Origin of the sequence: Massilia sp. Dwa41.01b, from assembly GCF_014171775.1 — a bacterium.
In the GTDB taxonomy this organism is placed as follows: Bacteria; Pseudomonadota; Gammaproteobacteria; order Burkholderiales; family Burkholderiaceae_D; genus Telluria.
In genome coordinates, this window is record NZ_CP050454.1 from 2,005,859 (window position 1) to 2,024,468 (window position 18,610).

The 18,610-nt window shown below is 66.0% G+C and carries 16 protein-coding genes and 2 pseudogenes; 3 read left to right on the top strand and 15 right to left on the bottom strand.

Going from position 1 to position 18,610, the window contains the following annotated elements; genetic code table 11:
- Window positions 1-5 precede the first annotated feature (5 nt).
- The 5 genes from G4G28_RS09130 to G4G28_RS09150 all read right to left on the bottom strand — a co-directional run bounded on the left by G4G28_RS09130 (window position 6) and on the right by G4G28_RS09150 (window position 6,117).
- Window positions 6-752 carry an ABC transporter ATP-binding protein gene (locus tag G4G28_RS09130; RefSeq protein WP_182988021.1) on the bottom strand — a complete coding sequence of 249 codons (747 nt, stop codon included), beginning with the start codon at window positions 750-752 and terminating at the stop codon, window positions 6-8.
- A complete protein-coding gene (locus tag G4G28_RS09135) occupies window positions 745-1,527 on the bottom strand; it encodes an ABC transporter ATP-binding protein (RefSeq protein WP_182988022.1) in 783 nt (260 codons plus the stop codon). The genes G4G28_RS09130 and G4G28_RS09135 overlap by 8 nt, the downstream gene beginning before the upstream one ends.
- Before the next feature lies 1 nt (window position 1,528).
- Window positions 1,529-2,728, bottom strand: a complete 1,200-nt coding sequence (locus G4G28_RS09140; protein WP_183108270.1) for a substrate-binding domain-containing protein — start codon at window positions 2,726-2,728, stop codon at window positions 1,529-1,531.
- Window positions 2,729-2,761: 33 nt separating this feature from the next.
- Entirely contained in the window at window positions 2,762-3,658 is an 897-nt protein-coding gene (locus G4G28_RS09145; RefSeq protein ID WP_183108271.1) for an alpha/beta fold hydrolase, read from the bottom strand.
- Between the two features lie 167 nt (window positions 3,659-3,825).
- A complete protein-coding gene (locus G4G28_RS09150) occupies window positions 3,826-6,117 on the bottom strand; it encodes a TonB-dependent receptor (protein WP_182988023.1) in 2,292 nt (763 codons plus the stop codon).
- A 270-nt stretch (window positions 6,118-6,387) separates the two neighbouring features.
- On the opposite strand from G4G28_RS09150, the gene G4G28_RS09155 reads away from it, so the two are divergent.
- Entirely contained in the window at window positions 6,388-7,281 is an 894-nt protein-coding gene (locus G4G28_RS09155) for a LysR family transcriptional regulator (RefSeq protein WP_183108272.1), read from the top strand.
- A gap of 181 nt (window positions 7,282-7,462) precedes the next feature.
- Here G4G28_RS09155 and G4G28_RS09160 read toward each other — a convergent pair whose 3' ends face one another.
- Entirely contained in the window at window positions 7,463-8,593 is a 1,131-nt protein-coding gene (locus tag G4G28_RS09160; RefSeq protein ID WP_183108273.1) for a GNAT family N-acetyltransferase, read from the bottom strand.
- Between the two features lie 130 nt (window positions 8,594-8,723).
- On the opposite strand from G4G28_RS09160, the gene G4G28_RS09165 reads away from it, so the two are divergent.
- A complete protein-coding gene (locus G4G28_RS09165) occupies window positions 8,724-10,772 on the top strand; it encodes an NAD(+) synthase (protein WP_182988025.1) in 2,049 nt (682 codons plus the stop codon).
- Window positions 10,773-10,807: 35 nt separating this feature from the next.
- The gene (locus tag G4G28_RS09170; RefSeq protein WP_056339716.1) at window positions 10,808-11,146 is read left to right on the top strand and encodes a P-II family nitrogen regulator; all 339 of its coding nucleotides are present in this window, start codon (window positions 10,808-10,810) and stop codon (window positions 11,144-11,146) included.
- 45 nt (window positions 11,147-11,191) lie between these two features.
- Here the strand turns inward: G4G28_RS09170 and G4G28_RS09175 are convergent, their stop codons facing one another.
- From G4G28_RS09175 to trxB, 9 genes and pseudogenes are all read right to left on the bottom strand, one after another.
- Window positions 11,192-12,163 carry a hypothetical protein gene (locus G4G28_RS09175; RefSeq protein ID WP_182988026.1) on the bottom strand — a complete coding sequence of 324 codons (972 nt, stop codon included), beginning with the start codon at window positions 12,161-12,163 and terminating at the stop codon, window positions 11,192-11,194.
- A 277-nt stretch (window positions 12,164-12,440) separates the two neighbouring features.
- Complete coding sequence (locus G4G28_RS09180) at window positions 12,441-13,631, bottom strand: diguanylate cyclase (RefSeq protein WP_182988027.1); 1,191 nt, start codon at window positions 13,629-13,631, stop codon at window positions 12,441-12,443.
- 236 nt (window positions 13,632-13,867) lie between these two features.
- On the bottom strand, window positions 13,868-14,476 hold the full coding sequence (locus G4G28_RS09185; RefSeq protein WP_182988028.1) for a trimeric intracellular cation channel family protein: 609 nt from the start codon (window positions 14,474-14,476) through the stop codon (window positions 13,868-13,870).
- Between the two features lie 40 nt (window positions 14,477-14,516).
- A complete protein-coding gene (locus tag G4G28_RS25635; RefSeq protein ID WP_374039795.1) occupies window positions 14,517-15,308 on the bottom strand; it encodes a sensor histidine kinase in 792 nt (263 codons plus the stop codon).
- Window positions 15,309-15,344: 36 nt separating this feature from the next.
- Window positions 15,345-16,012: pseudogene (locus tag G4G28_RS28135) on the bottom strand (hypothetical protein); the annotation flags it as partial.
- Window positions 15,922-16,497 (bottom strand): annotated as a pseudogene (locus G4G28_RS25645) (GAF domain-containing protein); the annotation flags it as partial. The pseudogenes G4G28_RS28135 and G4G28_RS25645, both read right to left, overlap by 91 nt.
- A gap of 47 nt (window positions 16,498-16,544) precedes the next feature.
- Entirely contained in the window at window positions 16,545-16,781 is a 237-nt protein-coding gene (locus G4G28_RS25650; RefSeq protein ID WP_229424939.1) for a hypothetical protein, read from the bottom strand.
- Between the two features lie 145 nt (window positions 16,782-16,926).
- On the bottom strand, window positions 16,927-17,589 hold the full coding sequence (locus G4G28_RS09195; protein WP_182988029.1) for a Smr/MutS family protein: 663 nt from the start codon (window positions 17,587-17,589) through the stop codon (window positions 16,927-16,929).
- A gap of 12 nt (window positions 17,590-17,601) precedes the next feature.
- Window positions 17,602-18,561, bottom strand: coding sequence for a thioredoxin-disulfide reductase (gene trxB / locus G4G28_RS09200; protein WP_182988030.1), 960 nt, complete (start codon window positions 18,559-18,561; stop codon window positions 17,602-17,604).
- Window positions 18,562-18,610 lie beyond the last annotated feature (49 nt).

An 18,610-nucleotide genomic window follows, 5' to 3' on the forward strand; every position in this document is an offset into this window, starting at 1 on the left:
GATTCCTATTGGTGGGAGTCGAGCGACAGGCCCAGGAGGCGCTGCTGCAAGGCGTCGTCGCCGGCCAGCTGCGCCATGCTGCCGGCGTGGGCGACGCGGCCATCGTCCATCACGCTCACCGTGTCGCCGAGCGAGCGCACGAAGTTGAAGTTCTGCTCGACCAGCAGGATCGTCGTCTCGAGCGCCTTCAGTTCGCGGAAGGCTGCGATCAGGCTGTGCACGATGGCCGGGGCCAGGCCCTTGGTCGGCTCGTCCACCAGCAGCAGCTTCCTTGGCTCGACGATCGCGCGGGCGATGGCCACCATCTGCTTCTGTCCGCCAGAGAGATTACCCGCGGGGTAGTTCCAGAATTTCTTCAGGGCGGGGAAGAAGCCGCAGATCCAGTCGACGCGCGCCATGTCGAGCGGGCCGTTCGTGGCCGCCAGGTACAGGTTCTCGCGCACCGTCAGGTTCGAGAACACGGCCATGCTCTCGGGGACGTAGGCAATGCCGAGGCGGGCGATGTCGGGCGTCGCCATCTTCGTGATGTCGCGGCCGTCGAAGACGATGCTGCCCGCGCTGGCCTTCCACAGGCCCATGATGGTGCGCAGCGTCGTGGTCTTGCCGGCGCCGTTACGGCCCAGCAGCACCGAGAGGCCGCCGCGCGGCACGACCAGGTCCACCCCTTGCAGGATGTGATACTGGCCGATATGGGTGTGCACGCCGGACAGGGTCAGCAGGGGTGCTGTATCCGCCTTCAATGGGTCAGGCATGTTCGGTTTCCGGTGTTCCAAGATAGGCTTCCTGTACGATCTTCGATTGCATGACTTCGCCGGGATTCCCGTCCGCCACCAGGGTGCCGTTGTGCAGCACGATGATGCGGTCGGCCAGCTGGCGCACCACGTCCATCTTGTGCTCGACCAGCAGCACGGTCTTGTTGGCATCGCGTTTCACGGCATGGATCAGGTCGAGCACGACCGGCACCTCGTCCACGCTCATGCCGGCGGTCGGCTCGTCGAACATCAGGATGTCGGGTTCGAGCGCCAGCAGGATCGCCACTTCCAGCTTGCGCTGGTCCCCGTGCGAGAGCGAGCCGACGCGCGCCTCGCGTTTGCCGGCCATGGCCACGCGCTCGAGGTAATGCTCGGCGCGCTCGATCAATTCCTTGTGGCCGAACCAGACCGAGAACATGTTCAGGCCCAGCCCCGCGCGGCTCTGTACCGCCAGGCGCACGTTTTCCATCACCGTCAGGTTGGGGAACAGGTTGGTCAGCTGGAAGGCGCGGCCGATGCCCAGGCGCGTGCGGCGGGCGGCGCCCTGGCGCGTGATGTCCTGGCCATTCAAGAGTACGCTACCGGAAGTGGCCGCCAGCTGGCCCGAGACCAGGTTGAAGTAGGTGGTCTTGCCGGCACCGTTGGGACCGACGATCACGGTCAGCGTGCCCGGATAAAAGTCCGCCGTCACCCCGTTCACGGCGACGTGCCCGCCGAAGCGGATGGTCAGGTCGCGCGTGGACAGGGAAGGCTGTTGCGAATTCACGGCAGTCATCTCAGCGCTTGTTCTTCACCGGCAGCGGCAGTTCGGTGACGGGAATTTCGCGCACGAGTTCCAGCAGGTCCCATTCGTTGGCCTGGTTCTTCTTGATGCGGAAGTGGTACATCGACTGCAGCGCCTGGTGATCCTCCTTGCGGAAGGTCATCGGGCCTTTCGGGGTCTCGAAGCGCATGCCTTCCATCGCCGCCACCAGCTGCTCGCTGTTCCCGGTCGGGACTTTCGACAGGGCGGTGAACACGGCGCTGGCCGCCGCGAAGCCGCCAGCGGTGAACATGTCGGGCGGTGCCTTGAAGCGCTTCTGGTGCTCGGCCACCAGCCAGTCGTTCATCTTGTTCTTCGGGAAGGCGTAGTAGTAATAGATCGTGCCTTCGGTGCCGGCGTAGTTCTTCCAGGTCTTCATCACCGGCAGGATGTTGCCGCCGGGAGCGAGGGCGATGCCGAAACGCTCGGGCTTCATATCGGCGATCTTGTTCATCGGGTTCGGGCCGGCCCAGACGATGCCGAGCACGCGCGGCTGCGGCTTGTCCTTCAAGGCGTCGAACAGGCGCTGGGTCGGCGCGGTGAAGTCGGTGGCGGTGGCCGGCGCGTATTCCTCGTGCACGACCTTGGCGCGGCTGCCGGTGGCGGCCAGCGCTTCCTTGCCGGCCTTGACGGCGTCGCGGCCGAAGGCATAGTCCTGGGCAAGGAAGGCGACGCTGCCGCCCTTGAGCGTGCTGGCGGCGGCCAGCGCATCCTGCATCGAGCTGCGCGCGGTGCGGAAGATGTACTTGTTCCACTTTTCGGCCGTGATGGCGTCGGCCACGGCCGGCTCGACGATCAGCACCTTCTTGTACTCCTTGGCCACCGGCAGCATGGCGATCGCCGAGCCGGAGGAGGTGGTTCCCACCGCGATGTCGACCTTGTCGTCGCCATAGGCTTCGGCCAGCAGGGTGCGGCCCAGGTCAGGTTTGCTCTGGTCGTCCTTGACGATGACCTTCAGCTTGCGGCCATTGATCTCCATCTTGCCGCCGGTGAGGTATTCCAGGCCCATCATGAAGCCGGTCTCGGTTTCCTTGGCATAGGCTTCGAGCGGGCCGGTCTTGCCGGCGATGACGGCGATCTTGAGGTCGGGGCCCGCGGCCAGTGCCAGCGGCGCGGCGCCGGCGGCGAAGGCGGCCATGAGGGCGATGGACAGGGGTTTGATCAGGTGGTTCATGGTGTCTCCTGTGATGCTGCGTGGTGCAGTTATTTATGGAAGCCGGGACAGGAACTGGCGGATGGCCGCCAGCGCTTCCGGTTCGGTGAGCATCGGTGCATGGCCGACGTTCGGCACTTCGGTGTATTGCAGCGTGGGCGCGGCGCGCCGCATCCAGGCCGCCTGTTCGGGTTCGACCAGGTCGGACAGGGCGCCGCGGACCAGCAACACCGGACGCTTGTGCGCCAGGCGCTTGTAGGCCAGGCGCGCGGCGAGCGATGTCGGACGCAGTTTACCTGTTTGCAGGGAGCGCGCAATGCTGGGGTCATAGCGAAGCGCGAGCTTGCCGGTGTCGTCTTCCTCGAAGGCGCGCGCGGCCCACTTGCGCCATTCCGTGTCCGGATTGTCGGGGAAGGCGCAGGCGTTGATGTCCTTCAGGTAGTCGGCCGCGTCCTGCCAGCTCGAGAGCGTGTTGCAGCGGCCCGCGTAGCCGGCGATGCGCGCCAGGCCCCGGGTCGACAGCACCGGCCCCACGTCGTTGAGGACGGCGCCCGCGATGAGCTCGATGTGGCGCACGGCCAGGGTCATGGTGATCAGGCCGCCCATCGAGGTGCCGATGAAGATGGCGCGGGAGATGCCCAGGTCGTGCATCAGCTTGACGACGTCGCCGGCGTACACGTTCGGGTTGTAGTTGTCGGGGTTGGGGTCGCGCGCCGAGTGGCCGCGGCCGCGCACATCCGGCGCCAGCACGCGCCGGCCCAGGCCTGCGATTGCAGGCGCCAGCTCGTCGAAATCGGCCGAGTTGCGGGTCAGGCCATGCAGGCAGACGACCGGCAGCCGTGCCGGCACGCGCGCCGACGGGTTGGCCTCGATGGCCAGCGCCGGGTAATCGCGTGCGTACAGTGCCAGCCCGTCGGTGCTCTGGTAGCTGATAGGTGTGTAGTTGGACACGCTGGCTCAAATCCTGTGATGCTCGAAAAGAAGGGGCCATCCGCAGGGCGCGGCGGGCGCCCTGTGGCGGCGGTTGTTCCTGCAGGATGTGGTGGCTGCAGGTGCCGTCCTGCCGTCGACCGGGGCGGCGCGTGCCTGCCGCCCGATCGTTCGTCAGGAGCGGGCCGTCAGAAGCGGTACTCGAGGGTCGCCGACACCGTGCGCGGGTTGCCGTAGAAGGCCGTCAGCGTTCCCTCGTTGCCCAGGGTCGGGAACAGGTAGCCGGCGGTCTTGTAGCGCTCGTCGCTCAGGTTCTTGCCGTGGATGCCGGCGCGGATCTTGCCGTCGGCGCGGGTCCAGATCACGCTGGCGTCATACAGCTTGTACGACTCCTGGTCCAGCACCGAGCGGGTCTCGAACTGGTTGGTGGCACCCTTGTAGGAAACGCTGCCGATCAGCGAGATCTTGCCGTTGGCGCCGAAGAGCGGCAGGGCGATGTCGTAGTTGGCGCGCAGGTTGGCCGAGTTGCGCGGGGTGTTCTGGAAGACGCGCTGGTTGGCCACGTTCACGCCGGCCACGATGTACTCCTTGTACTCGGCATCGATGTAGCTGACCATGCCGGCCACCATGAAGTCGCGCGTCAGGTTGGCGACCGCCTCCAGTTCCACGCCCTTGATCTTGGCCTTGCCGGCATTCGTGGTGACGCCGGCGAAGCTGTCGTCGACGCCGTCGCCGTTGGTGTCGATCGCCACCGAGCCCGGGATCTGCACATCCTGGTAGTCGCTGTAGAACAGGGCGGCATTGGTGGTGATGCGCCCGCCGTTGAAGGCGGACTTCAGGCCCAGCTCATAGGTTTCGATGGTTTCCGGCGCATAGCCGGCGCGGGCCTGGGCCAGCGGGATGCGGGTGCCGACCACGTTCAGGCGCGGGTCGAAGCCGCCGCCCTTGAAGCCTTCGGCATAGGACGCGTAGACGTTGTGGTCGGGGTTGATCTTGTAGTTCAGGGCGATGCGCGGGGTGAACTTCTTGTCCTCGCGCTCCAGGCCGTTGCGCAGGTCGGTATCGGTGCGGAACAGGATGGCGTTCGGGTTGCCCATTTCCGGGGTGCCGTTCAGGCCCAGGTAGATCTGGCGGTAGATCGAGGCGGTGCGCTTGTCGACGGTGTAGCGTCCGCCCAGCGACAGGCTGAGGGAATCGGTGAGGTTGTAGCTGCCGTCGATGTAGGCAGCCCAGGCCTTGGTGCCGATGTCGCCGCTGGTGAAGGTCGAGCTCGGGAAGGCGCCGGCCAGGATGGTGTCGAACTTGTTGTAGGCCTGGGCGTCGATGTAATAGATACCGGCCACGCCCTGGATGCGGTCGCCGGTGTAGGTCAGGTTGAATTCCTGGCTGGTCTGTTCGTTCTTGTACAGGGCCGGCACTTCCATGTCGACGACCGGCAGGGCGTCGAAGTCGATCGGCGCGTACGATTTGTCCTTGCGGCTGGCGGTGATCGACTTGACCGTGAACTGGTCGTTGATGCGGTATTCGACCAGGGCGGAGACGCCGTAGGCCTTCACTTCCTGCTCGTGGCCGAGCGCGCGGGTCAGGCTGGCGCGGGTGTCGAATTCGTTTTCGAGGATCGGGGCGCCGCTGGTGCGGCCGACCGTCAGGCGATGGCCGTTCTTCGGGCTCGAGTCGTCCTGGGTGCCGTCGGCGGCGATGCGGATGAACAGGTCCGGGGTGGGCGTGAACTCGGTCGACAGGCGCAGGGCGGTGACGTCCTTGTCGTAGTTCTCGGCGCCGGTGTAGAGGTTCTTGCCGAAGCCGTCGCGCTTGAAGCGGGCCACGGTGCCGCCGATGCGCAGGCTGTCGGTGACCGGGGTGCTGGCCGTGGCGACGCCTTCGATCTGGCCATAGTCGCCGACGGTGGCGCGCAGGCGCAGGTCGGGCTTGGAGCCGAGCTTGCGGGTGACATACTTGACCGCGCCGCCGATGGTGTTGCGGCCGTACAGGGTGCCCTGCGGACCGCGCAGCACTTCGATGCGCTCGACGTCGTAGATGTCGGCCACGGCCGCCTGCGGACGCGCCAGGTAGATGTCGTCGATGTAGATGCCCACGCCCGACTCGAAGCCGGCCAGCGGGTCGGCCTGGCCGACACCGCGGATGAAGGCGGTCAGCGTGGAGTTGGTCGCACGCGAGGCTTTCAGGGTGGTGTTCGGCAGGGCCAGGGCCAGCGCGGTCACGTCCGGCACGCCCTGCTTGGAGAGCTGGTCGGCGGAGAAGGCCGTGACCGACACCGGCACGTCCTGCAGCGACTCTTCGCGGCGGCGGGCGGTGACGACCACTTTCTGGACGCCGGAGGCATTCTCGCCATCGGGAGCGGGCGCGCCTGCCGACTGCTGGGCGTGGGCCATGCCGGCCATGCTGCTCGACAGCGCGAGCAGGGCGGCGGCGGAACTGATCAGCTTCATGTTGTACGTTTTGTTCTTTGTCAGGCGCATCTTGTGTCTCCTAATTTTTGGTATGGCGGCATGCTTGGATTCGCACGCCATGCAGTGTGCTCCGGTTCGGTCTGGCTGAAAAGATAACAGCGCGCCCACCCCTTGTGCGTGAATGCACAGGCCCCGGCACCGTTTTGGGGCCTGCGCTGTCGAGGGCAAATGCTGCAAACGCACAATTTACGTGCCCTCAAACCTGCATACGGGAATAGATTGCGGGAGGAATGTGCACTGGTGCACAATAGGGCGTCTTGATCTAGAACAAGTGCGCCAATGAATACCCTGCCTGAGTGGACCGACCTGCGTTTTTTCCTCGAGCTGGCCCGTGCCGGCACCCTGTCGGGCGCCTCGCGCCGCCTCGATGTCGAGCACACCACCGTGGCGCGGCGCATCGACCGCCTGGAAAAGGAACTCGGCACGACGTTATTCGACCGCTCGCGCGAAGGCTATGAATTGACCGAGATGGGACTGGCCCTGCTGCCGCATGCCGAGGCGATGGAAGGCGCGGCGCTGGCCGCCGCCGAACAGCTGGGCGGGGCGGAAGTAGCCGCCCACGGCGTGGTGCGCCCGGGCGTGCCGGAAGTGTTCGGGGTCAAGGTGGTGGCGCCGCTGCTGGTGGGGCTGCTCGATGCCAATCCCGACCTCACCATCGACCTGCTGGCATTGCCGCGCTTTGCCAACCTGGCCAATCGCGAAGCCGACCTGGGCGTGATGCTCGATCCGCCCACGACCGGGCGCTACATGGTCACGCGCCTGGCGTCCTTCCGCTTCTACCTGTATGCCTCGCCGGCCTACCTGGCCAAGCACCCGCCGATCCGCACCCAGGCGGACCTGGCCCAGCACTATTTCGTCGACTACGTACAGGACCGACTGGCCAGCCGCGAACTGTCCTACCTGGACGAACTGGGCTTCACGCCGCGCCGGCGCCTGTGCTGCTCGGGCATGACGGCGCAGATCGAGGCGGCCTCGCTCGGCATGGGCCTGATGATGGCGCCGCCCTATGCGGTGCCCGACGATGGCAGGCTGGTGCAGGTGCTGCCGGGCTTCTTCGCCGAGCGCTCGTTCTGGCTGGCCGCGCCCACCGACCTGTACCGGCTGCGCCGCGTGAAAGTGGTGTGGAATTTGCTGCGCGATTACGCCGACAGCCAGCCCTCATTGTTCGTGTAGGGTGGGCACTCCGTGCCCACGCGGTGATGGTTGGCAGCCGAATCATCCGGCACGAAATCGGAGCCGTTACCGAACATGGCGTGGGCAGGGAGTGCCTCGGCAGCCTCGCCCACCCTAGTACGTTGATCAGTGTCTGACGTCAACATGCCGCACCGATTCGCGTGGGCACGGAGTGCCCACGCTACCGAAACGGATTGCGCTCGTTGAGCTCACTCATGTACTCATCGATCCCACCCGCCTCGCGTGCGAGGAAGTTCTGGATCGCGTCCGCGAACGCCGGGTGCGCGAGCCAGTGGGCCGAGAAGGTGCGCGTCGGCAGGAAGCCGCGTGCCATCTTGTGCTCGCCCTGGGCGCCGCCTTCGAAGGTCGCGATGCCTTGCTCGATGCAGAATTCCAGCGGCTGGTAATAGGCGCACTCGAAATGCAGGCAGGGCACGTGTTCCAGTTCGCCCCAGTAGCGTCCGTAGAGCGTGTCTTCCGTGTGGATCACGAGCGAGGAGGCGATCGGCCGGCCGCCGCGCTCGGCGATGACGAGCAGGATATTCTCCGGCATGCTCGCACCGATGCGGCGGAAGAAATCGAGGTTCAGGTAGGGCGTCGAGTAATGCGCCGCGTACGTGTGGCGGTAGCAGCGGTTGAAGAACACCCAGTCCGCATCGACCGCGTCGACCCCGCGCACGCGGCGCAGCGTCACGCCCGCCTCGCGCACTTTCCGGCGCTCGGCGCGGATGTTCTTGCGCTTCTTCGCCTCCAGCGTGGCGAGAAAGTCCTCGAAGTTCGCATAGCCGCGGTTGAGCCAGTGGAACTGCACGCCGCTCCGGAGCAGGAACCCCGCCGCCTCGAGCTGGCGCGCGTGCTCCTCGGGCGGGAACAGGATGTGCGTGGACGAGACGTCCATGGCCTCTTGGGCCGCCTGCAGTACGGCGATCAGCGCGGCGCGGGCGGCGTCGTCGCGCGCCAGCAGGCGCGGGCCGGCCACCGGCGTGAACGGCACCGCGGCCAGCAGCTTCGGGTAGTAGTCGAGCCCATGGCGTTGATAGGCATCGGCCCAGGCCCAGTCGAACACATATTCGCCGTAGGAGTGGTCCTTGACGTAGAGCGGCAGCGCGGCGGCAAGTGCCTCGCCGTCGTAGAGCGCGATGTACTGCGGCTGCCAGCCAGTATCGGGCGCGGCGCTGCCGGACTCGTGCAGGGCATGCAGGAAGGCATACGACAGGAAGGGGTTCGCTTCGGCTTGCCGGGCCAGCAGGCCGTCCCATGCGGCCTCGCCTATCTCGGACAGGGAAGAAACGATATGCGTGCGATAATTCAAAAGCTTCAACCCTCGAAGGAAGTGCGCGAAATATGTATGCGGCAGGGGTGCGCAACCCGCGCCTCGTGCGTGGCCGGGCTGCCTGGCGTTCGCCGCGCTTTCCGCGCACTTCGACACGCGAAAGGCCAAGATGAACGACCGATTTTTAAACTTGTACTCGCACGGTTTTGCGCGCGTGGCCGTGGCCATCCCGCGCTGCCGCATCGCCGACCCGGCCTATAACGTCGAGCAGACCCTGAACCTGGCGCGCCAGGCGGCGAAAGAAGGCGCCGCGCTGGTCGCGTTTCCCGAGCTGGGACTGTCCGCCTACAGCTGCGAAGACCTGTTCCACCAGCGCGCGCTGCTCGATGCCTGCGAAGCGGCACTGGCCGCCATCGTCGAGGCCTCGACCAGCCTGCCCCTGGCGATGGTAGTGGGCCTGCCCCTGCGGGTCAATCACCAGCTGTTCAATTGTGCGGCGGTGGTCGCGAATGGCCGCGTGCTCGGCCTGGTCCCGAAAAGCTTCCTGCCGAACTACGGCGAATTCTACGAGTCGCGCCAGTTCTCCGCCGCCGATTGCGCGACCGTCGATGCGGTGCGCCTGTTCGGTGAAGACGTGCCTTTCGGCCCGAACCAGCTGTTCGAGGTCGAGAACCTGCCAAATTTGCGCTTTCACGTCGAGATCTGCGAAGACGCATGGGTGCCCGTGCCGCCATCCTCGTACGCGGCCATGGCCGGCGCCACGGTGCTCATCAACCTCTCGGCCTCGAACGTCCTGGTCGGCAAGAGCACCTACCGCCACCAGCTGGTGTCGCAGCAGTCGGCGCGCTGCATGGCGGCCTACCTGTACACCTCGGCCGGACGCGGCGAATCGACGACCGACATGGCCTGGGATGGCCAGGCGCTCATCTACGAGAAGGGCGATCTGCTGGCCCAGTCCGAACGTTTCCTCGACGAGTCCCACCTGATCTTCGCCGACGTCGACCTGGAGCGCATGTCGCAGGAACGCATCCGCGCCACGACCTTCGCCCAGTCGGCCCGCCGCCATGCCGAGCAGGTGGCCAGTTTCCGCGTGACGCGCTTCCCGCTGGCGCTGCCCCTCGAAGGCCGCCTGCTGCTGAACCGCGAGATCGAGCGCTTCCCCTACGTGCCGGCCAACCGCGCCTTGCGCGACGAGCGCTGCACCGAGGTCTACAACATCCAGGTGCAGGCCCTGATCCAGCGCCTGTCTTCCAGCGGCATCCAGAAGGTGGTGATCGGCGTCTCCGGCGGGCTCGATTCGACCCATGCGCTGCTGGTCTGCGCCGCCGCCATGGACCGCCTCGGCCTGCCGCGCACGAACATCCTGGCCTATACCATGCCGGGCTTTGCCACCAGCGGGCGCACGCTCAAGCAGGCGCACGAGCTGATGCGCGTCGTCGGCTGCAGCGCCCGGGAAATCGACATCCGCCCCAGCTGCCTGCAGATGCTGGAAGACCTCGACCACCCGTTCGCGAAAGGCGAGGAGCAGTACGACGTCACCTTCGAAAACGTGCAAGCGGGCGAACGGACGAACCACCTGTTCCGCCTGGCGAACCACCTGGGCGCGATCGTGATCGGCACCGGCGACCTGTCCGAACTCGCCCTGGGCTGGTGCACCTACGGCGTGGGCGACCACATGTCGCACTACAACGTGAACGCCAGCGTTCCCAAGACCCTGATCGCCCACCTGGTGCGCTGGGTGGCCGAGACCGAAGCGGTCGTGAAGGGCGGGGCGCAAGTCCTGATCAACATCCTGGAGACCGAGATCAGCCCCGAGCTGGTGCCGGGCAAAGAGAACGACGACAAGCCGGCGCAAAGCACCCAGGACGTGATCGGCCCCTACGAGCTGCAGGACTTCAACCTCTACTACATCCTGCGCTACGGCTTTGCGCCCACCAAGGTGGCCTTCCTCGCCTGGTCGGCCTGGCGTGCCAGGGAGGAGGGCCACTGGCCGGAAGAACACGGCGCCCGCAACGAGTACGACCTGGCCACGATCAAGCGCGTGCTGGGCATCTTCCTGTGGCGCTTCTTCAAGACCAGCCAGTTCAAGCGCACCTGCGTGCCGAACGGGCCGAAGGTCGGCAACGGCGGCTCGCTGTCCCCGCGCGGCGACTGGCGCGCACCGAGCGACTCCGAAGCCACCGTGTGGCTGGACGAACTGAAGAAGATTCCCGACTGAGCGCGCGACAAACCATTACCAGAAAAGGAGCAGACATGAAGCAGATTACCTGCGTAATCAAACCTTTCAAACTCGACGAAGTGCGCGAGGCCCTGGCCGACGTGAACGTCACCGGCCTGACCGTGACCGAGGTAAAAGGCTTCGGCCGCCAGAAGGGCCATACCGAACTGTATCGCGGCGCCGAATACGTGGTCGACTTCCTGCCGAAGGTGAAGATCGAAGTCGTGGTAGACGACGCCATCGTCGACCAGGTGGTCGACGCCATCATCAAGGCCGCGCGCACCGGCAAGATCGGCGACGGCAAGATCTTCGTGCAGGATGTGCAGCAGGTGATCCGCATCCGTACCGGCGAGACCGGGGCGGACGCGGTGTAGGATGCGGCGGGCGCTGGCCATGCCAGCCAGCGCGCCCGCCGATGATTACCAGTCCTCGTCCGTGCGTGCGCCTTCGTCATCCAGGTCGGCGCGCGGGATCGATTCAAACAGTGCTTGTGCCGCTTCGCGCGCCGCCCGATCCGACGCTGCGTCGAGCGGCTCGACCTCGAGTGCCTCTCCTCCTGCAACATGGAGCGGACCGCCGACATCGTCGTCATAGTCCGAGCCATCCTCGTGATAAGCTCGCAGAGTGCTTGCAAGCACATCGTTACCCAGCAAGCGCGCCAGGTAAATCCAGGTCCAGCGCTGTTGCGGATCGTCCTGGTCGTCTTCTACCAGGGCGCGCATTGCGCTGGTGTCACCTGCACTGGCGGCAAGCGTGTACCACTCGCGGGGATCGTCCGATCGTTCCGCAAGCACCCTGCGCGCCTCAAGGTGGCCCAAGCGTGCGGCGGCGGCCAGATGCTGCTCCTGAAGCAGCGCGTATTCACGTCGCTTTCGTTCATTGTCGGCCCATTCGGCCTCGACACCGGACAGCATCTTTCCTGCCTGCTGCCGGGCATACCAGTACGCGCTTGCCTGGATTTCGTGGGGATCATAGAGTCCAGCAAGAATCCAGTGCGCTTCGCCATGGCCGGCGTCGGCAGCGTGTCGTACAGCCTCGAGCAGGCCAGGAGACACGGTCTCCAGATCGCCGTCCCGGATCAGATCGAACAGTGTCGACAGCCCCATCGGTGCGATATGTGCCGCCGCCAGCATTGGGGGCAGCACGGTCGTGATGCGGCCGGTATCGAGCCGGAGCCGTGTGCAGCGCTCGCGCAGGAGCCATTCATGCAGGGCAGGGCGGGCCTGGTCACCCGGCCATTCGGTGAAGATGTGGTCTCGATGCAGCGCCGCGAATGAGTTGAAGCCGTAAGACGCGGCTAGCAGCTCGTAGACATGCGATCGCCGGACATCGAGCCCAGCGCTGGACTTGAGCTGCGCCTGAATGAAATATGCAAATGCTTTGACAGTCATGAAAACCTCTCCAGTTGTTCGCCATATTCGGAAGAGCGCACACGTTGAAGGTCCGAATGACGGCGGTCACGGATTGGTTTTGACGACGATGGGGAAAGGCAGCCTGTTTCTACTCGTGTGCAAGTATGGTGGGCACCGGAGGCCATTCTAGCACGAGGCCGGTGCCTGCCCATCCTTGCTACCCGAACTTCCAAGACCTTCCATGTCCCGGATCGGCACTGACGATCTGTCGGAGCAGGTTCCGGGCTGGCGTGCACCATGCCCGCCAGGCGCCGAGTCAGATCATGAATCCGGGTGCCGCGTTGTCCAGGCCGACACTGGCGCCGCATACCCGGTTGCGGCCGCCATGTTTCGCCAGGTAGAGCTGGGTATCGGCGAGCGCCACCAGCCTGGAGAACTCGAAACCATGATCGACCCGCATGGCTGCCAGGCCGATGCTGACCGTCGCGCCGGCAGGGAGCAGGGATTGCGTCATCCGGTGAAAGCCCTGCCTGGCCTGCTCGGCAAGGTCGGACAGGGACCGGCCGGTGAAGCCGTCGACGACGAAGCAGAACTCCTCGCCGCCCCATCGGCAAGGGACGGCATGGGCGCCGCCCAGGCCGTGCAGGACCTCGCCCATCGTGGCCAGGACCTTGTCGCCCACCTCGTGCCCGTACTCGTCATTGATGCGCTTGAAATGGTCGACGTCGAGTAGCAAGACGGCCAGCGAGGTCGTCGACCGTTCCGCTTCCAGCAGGCCGTCGACGTGCAGGCGCAGCCCACGCCGGTTCAGAAGCCCCGTCAGCGCGTCGTTCCCGGCAGCGGCCCGCAATTCGCCCACCAGGCGGAGCATGACGAGCAGGAACAGGATCCAGTTGCCGATCAAAATGTTCGACATCGTCGCAACCCAGGTAACGATATTCACGATCGGGAGCTCGGGTGCCGCATAGGTGATCGCCACGGGGCTCGTCAGGACAAACAACGCCTGTGCCAGTGCGGAGCCCGCCTGTGCAAGCGTCACCACGGACGCAACCGCGTAGGCATAGCGCGACCGCGCTTCGCGATGGCGCCAGAGCAGCCATGAGGTGAACGCGTTGGTAGCAGCCTGGAAGGAGGAGAGAGAGGCGATACGGGGCACGCTGTCGGGCAGCAGCAGCGTGAACACCAGCGTGAGCATGACCACGAGCGCCGCCAGCGCGGGCAGCAGCCACTTGGGACAGGGCCGTCCGACGAACTGCGCCGTTCCGACCAGGAAGAAGGCCTGGCCCAGGCCCAGTGGAATGTTAAACAGGAGCGAAGCCCATTGCCAGTTTTCGATCAGCCGTGGGCCGTCGAGGATGACCGCGAATCCGACGGCAAGTGTCCCGAAGGCCCACAGGCGCACGCCGGCGATATGGCGTGCGGAGGCATGCAGCGTGAAGAACATGGCACTTGCAGTGAGCGAGGCTGCGCCAAGTACCATCATCAGGGTCGGTTCGTCGATCGTCATTCGGATGCTTTCAAGGCAGCGGGCGTGCTTGTCGAAGTAGAAGCGTCAGCCTGGAAAAGTGATGGACTTTACGTGACGGTTCGTTGACGAATGGTACGTGACAGCGTCATGCAAAACACATGCGTGGGGGAGAACACCAGGCGAGAAAGGCACTTTTCCAATTAAATGTTGCTGTGTGGCAACACATTGGGTGAAAGCTCGTGCAGCGGGTGCGCGGGCGCGGTGTGCCAGGCTTCCTAGCGCCCCACCTGTACATCGAACTTCCAGGTAATCAAGCGCAGTGCGCTGATGAAGAGCGCGCTGGTCCACAGGGCGAAATCATGCGACACGCCCGTGTACAGCCCCATCAGCAGGAACATCCAGTTGCCGAGGAAGGCGCAGATGGCATAGGGTTTGCCGTCGCGGAAAACCATCGGTACCTCGTTGCAGACGATGTCGCGCAGGACGCCACCGAAAATGCCGGTGATCACGCCCATCATCGAAGCGATGAAGAGGGGCATGCCGGCGTCCAGCGCCGCCGAGACGCCGGCCACCGAGAACAGGCCCAGGCCGACGGCGTCGGCAATGACGATCAGGCGTTCGGATACGATGTGGCGCAGTGTGCGGATCAGCGGCGAGGCGATCAGGGCCAGGACAAAAATGGCGATTGCGTATTCCTGGTGCGTGACCCAGAACAGGGGGCGGCGGTCGAGCAGGATGTCGCGCAGGGTGCCGCCGCCGAACGCGGCGATGAAGGCAACGGTGAACACGCCCACCAGGTCCATGCGTTTGCGGCGCGCTTCGATGAAGCCGGAAAAGGCGCCGACAAGGATCGCCACGATCTCGATGAACTTGATGAGGGTCATGCGGGCTTGGAGGCTGTTGGCATGTTGCTAGCCTAACATGTCATGCAGCCCGGATGGTAGGACGAAGTTTGCCGCCGGCGGGTGCACTGGCGTGCCGGCTCAGGTCGGGACCGGCGCGTTCGGTTTCCGCCAGCGGCAGGCGCACCGAAAACACCACTTGCCCATCCTCGTGGCGGTAGGCGATTTCGCCCTCGTGTTCGCGCACGATGGTGGCGACGATATACAGGCCCAGGCCCATGCCGCTGCGGTTACGCGGATTGTGCAGTGAGCTGCGCTTGAAGGGATTGAAGAGGGTGGCCGCCTGTTCGTCGCCGATCGGCTCGCCGGCGTTGCTCACTTCCAGCATCGCCCAGCCGGCGTGGGCGGCCAGCGCCACCCGGATCGGACTGCCCACCTGGCCATGGTGGCGTGCATTGCTCAACAGGTTCGACAGCACCTGCGATATGCGCCCGCTATCGGCACGCACCGGCGTCGGGCCGGGCCTGGCGTACTCGTAGCGAATGGCCGGGTAGGCCAGGCGCATCTCCTCGACCAGGTCTTCGGCCAGCGCAGCCAGGTCGAGCGGCTCGAGGATCATGCCCAGCCCCAGGCCGCCGTCGATGCGGCTCATGTCGAGCACCTGGCCGATCAGGCGCTGCATGCGGTTGCTGGAGGACTGGATGCGCTTGCCGAGCGTGGGCTGGGCCTTGCTACGTTCGAGCAGGGTGCCGGCCATGTTGATCGAATTGAGCGGGTCGCGCAGGTCGTGCCCCAGCATGGCCAGCAGCTGGGCGCGGGTCGAGTCGAGCTGGGCGCGCCGCGCATTCGAGGCGCGCAGCAGTTCCGACAGCATCAGGCGGGCATTGTCGAGCACCGCCGCTTCCCGTGGGTGGGCGCGCCCGGCCACGGTCTCGTGCCAGGCGTCAAACGACCCGCGCGGCGTCAGGCGCGCGCCCAGCGGCCCGAATTCGACGCTCTTTCCGGACGGCCGGCCCAGGACACGTGTTCGATCTGCTCGGTGCGCAGCAGCAGGCACCAGCCGCCGCCGGGCGGATCGAAGGGCAGGGCCAGCATGCCGACCCATTTGCCCAGCAGCGGCTGCAGGGCCTCGGGCCACTCGTCCGTGTGATCGCGCGCCAGCAGGTCGAGTGCGTCGGCCGGCAGCGAGCAGGCGATCGCCTCGGCGATGGCGCGCTCGATGGGGCCGTGATGGACGATTTTGCCGTTGTGCAGGCACACCATCGCCTGCGCGCCGGTGGCGCCCAGCAGGGCCTCGGCATGGCGCGCCAGCGCGTCCGGGGTTCCTCGTCGACCAGCAGCGATTCGACGAGATCGGTGCGCACGCGCGCGGTGCGTTCGACCAGCTCGGCGTCCAGGCGCGCTTCGATGCTCTGGATGGTCGAGGCCATCACCTGCGCCAGCACGTCGGCCGCCATGCGGATCGCGTAGGGCACGATTTTCGGTGCCATGTGATGACAGGCGATCAGGCCCCAGAGGCGTCCATTGATGACGATCGACACGCTCATCGAAGCATGCACGCCCATGTTGCGCAGGTATTCGACGTGCACCGGCGAGACGCTGCGCAGTACGGCGAAGCGCATGTCGAGCGGCGCCGCGCCCGGCGCGCCCAGCAGCGGCACCGGCGCGTAGCCGATGTCGGCGATCATGCGCAGGGTGTTCAGTACATACAGGCGGCGCGCCTGGGCCGGAATGTCGCCGGCCGGGTAGCGCTGGCCAAGGAAAGGCTGCAGGTCGTCGCGGCGTGCTTCGGCCACCACGTCGCCGCTGTCGTCGGGACGGAAGCGGTAGGCCATCACGCGGTCGAAGCCGGTGAACTCGCGCACCTGGCGCACGGCCGTCTCGAGCAGGCCTTCGATGCTGCGCTGGCGCCGCACCCGCTCGATCGAGCTGTGGGCCTTGACGGCGAACAGGGCCACTTCATCGGCGCGGACCGCGCGCGTTTCGAATTCGGCGACGATGCGCCCGGCCGTGCCATGCACGATGGCGTCGTAGTCGCGCCCGGCTATGGTGACGGCGGCCATCGCCGGCGGGCATTCGCCCTCGCTCAGCGACGCGGTGCAGTCGGCAATCAGGTCGAGGGCGACTGCGGGCAGGGGAAGACCGGTGCAGGGCCTGCGAGTTGCAGCAGCGCGCCCAGCGCGCCCGGCACATTGCCGCTCCAGCCTTCGAGCTTGCCGGCCGCATCCATGAAGAGCAGGAAGCCGTGCGGCTGGATCGAGCCCGGAATGTGGATGGGCTCGTCGGCGCAATTTGCCAGGTCGACCTGGCGGGGGACGGGCATCGGCTCGGCCTGGACTGTCTTCAATTCGCTTCCCTTATATTGGGCGAGCCACGGATGAACAGGTACGGGCCGGCAGGAGCCAATAGTATAACGGGGGATCGGTGGGCGCCGGACGACTGGTCGGGAGCAAGCGCGCCGCGGCGCCAGGAAGGCCGGCGCGGACAGGGGTTTACAGGTCGAGGGCGGGGCGCAGCAGCACGATCAGCGCGCCCTGGCCGCCGTCGGCGCGGCCGGCCACGCAGAAGGCGACGACATCAATCATCTGCACCAGCCAGCTGTGCACGACCGAGCGCAGCACCGGCTCGCCGTTCGGCGAACCGTAGCCGACGCCATGGATGACGCGCACGCAGCGCACGCCGCGCCGCACCGAGCGGTGCACGAAGTCACCCAGCTGGCCGCGCGCGACGTCGCGCGTCATGCCGTGCAGGTCGAGTTCGTCCTGCACGGGCCAGCGGCGTTTGCGCAGCTTTTTCACCACATCGGGCCCGACGCCTTCGCGCGCGTACGACAGGGTAGGATCGTCGTCGAGCAGGCCGTCGACGTCGAACAGGTCCGACAGCGACTGCTGCATGACCAGGGCATCGTCCTCGGCCTGGGTGCGCTGGACACGGGGCTGTTTCCCCTCGCGCAGCAGCGCTTCCTGGACCGGACGGTAGACGTAGCGGTTCGATTCCGGCATTTTCTTCACGCCGGACATCGCGCCCTGGAACTCGACGGCGCGTTCGCGCGCGATGCGTTCCTGTTTTTCCCGCTCGGCCTGTTCGATGGCGCGCAGCCGCTCTTCCTCGCGGAGGCGGTCGCGCAGGGCCTTCAGGTCAGCAAACTCTTTCATGCCCCTCCAGCATCACGAATCTTCCAGGGCCTCCAGGTAACGCTGCGCATCGAGCGCGGCCATGCAGCCGCTGCCCGAGCTCGTGATCGCCTGGCGGTAGATGTGGTCCTGGACGTCGCCGGCCGCGAACACGCCCGGTACGCTGGTGGCCGTGGCCATGCCCTCGGTGCCGCTGCGGGTCTTGATGTAGCCGTTGTGCATTTCCAGCTGGCCTTCGAAGATCATCGTGTTCGGCTTGTGGCCGATCGCCACGAACAGGCCGTGCACGGTGAGGTCCTTCGTGCTTCCGTCGGCAGCCGACTTCAGCCTCAGGCCGGTCACGCCGCTATTGTCGCCCAGGACTTCGTCCAGGGTCTGGTTCAGTTCCAGCACGATCTTGCCTTCGCTGACCTTGTGCATCATGCGGTCGACCAGGATCGGCTCGGCGCGGAACTTGTCGCGGCGGTGGATCAAGGTCACTTTGGAAGCGATGCCGGCCAGGTACAGGGCTTCCTCGACCGCGGTATTGCCGCCGCCGATGACGGCCACTTCCTGGTTGCGGTAGAAGAAGCCGTCGCAGGTGGCGCAGGCCGACACGCCGCGGCCCATGAAGGCCTGTTCCGATTCCAGGCCGAGGTACTGGGCCGAGGCGCCGGTGGCGATGATCAGGGCGTCGCAGGTGAATTCGTGCGAGTCGCCAACCAGGCGAATCGGCTTCTCGTTCAAATACGTCGTATGGATGTGGTCGAACACGATTTCGGTATTGAAGCGCTCGGCGTGCTGCAGCAGGCGCTGCATCAGTTCCGGACCCTGCACGCCCAGCGGATCGCCTGGCCAGTTCTCGACGTCGGTCGTGGTCATCAGCTGGCCGCCTTGCTCGACGCCGGTCACGAGCATCGGGGAGAGGTTGGCGCGGGCCGCATACACGGCAGCGCTGTAGCCGGCGGGACCGGAACCGAGGATCAGGACTTTGGCGTGTTTCGTAGTGGTCATGGGGTGCGAGTGAGTGTAAGGGAAGTGGGAAACTGGGGGCGCGGGCTGC

Bases quoted from the DNA above. Each gene is read 5' to 3' on its own strand.
- G4G28_RS09140 (WP_183108270.1), bottom strand. From the start codon at position 2,728: ATGAACCACCTGATCAAACCCCTGTCCATCGCCCTCATGGCCGCCTTC.
- G4G28_RS09165 (WP_182988025.1), top strand. From the start codon at position 8,724: ATGAACGACCGATTTTTAAACTTGTACTCGCACGGTTTTGCGCGCGTG.
- G4G28_RS09185 (WP_182988028.1), bottom strand. From the start codon at position 14,476: ATGACCCTCATCAAGTTCATCGAGATCGTGGCGATCCTTGTCGGCGCC.
- G4G28_RS09130 (WP_182988021.1), bottom strand. From the start codon at position 752: ATGCCTGACCCATTGAAGGCGGATACAGCACCCCTGCTGACCCTGTCC.
- G4G28_RS09155 (WP_183108272.1), top strand. From the start codon at position 6,388: ATGAATACCCTGCCTGAGTGGACCGACCTGCGTTTTTTCCTCGAGCTG.
- G4G28_RS09180 (WP_182988027.1), bottom strand. From the start codon at position 13,631: ATGACGATCGACGAACCGACCCTGATGATGGTACTTGGCGCAGCCTCG.
- G4G28_RS09135 (WP_182988022.1), bottom strand. From the start codon at position 1,527: ATGACTGCCGTGAATTCGCAACAGCCTTCCCTGTCCACGCGCGACCTG.
- G4G28_RS09170 (WP_056339716.1), top strand. From the start codon at position 10,808: ATGAAGCAGATTACCTGCGTAATCAAACCTTTCAAACTCGACGAAGTG.
- trxB (WP_182988030.1), bottom strand. From the start codon at position 18,561: ATGACCACTACGAAACACGCCAAAGTCCTGATCCTCGGTTCCGGTCCC.
- G4G28_RS25635 (WP_374039795.1), bottom strand. From the start codon at position 15,308: ATGCTGTCGGAACTGCTGCGCGCCTCGAATGCGCGGCGCGCCCAGCTC.
- G4G28_RS09150 (WP_182988023.1), bottom strand. From the start codon at position 6,117: ATGCGCCTGACAAAGAACAAAACGTACAACATGAAGCTGATCAGTTCC.
- G4G28_RS09175 (WP_182988026.1), bottom strand. From the start codon at position 12,163: ATGACTGTCAAAGCATTTGCATATTTCATTCAGGCGCAGCTCAAGTCC.
- G4G28_RS09195 (WP_182988029.1), bottom strand. From the start codon at position 17,589: ATGAAAGAGTTTGCTGACCTGAAGGCCCTGCGCGACCGCCTCCGCGAG.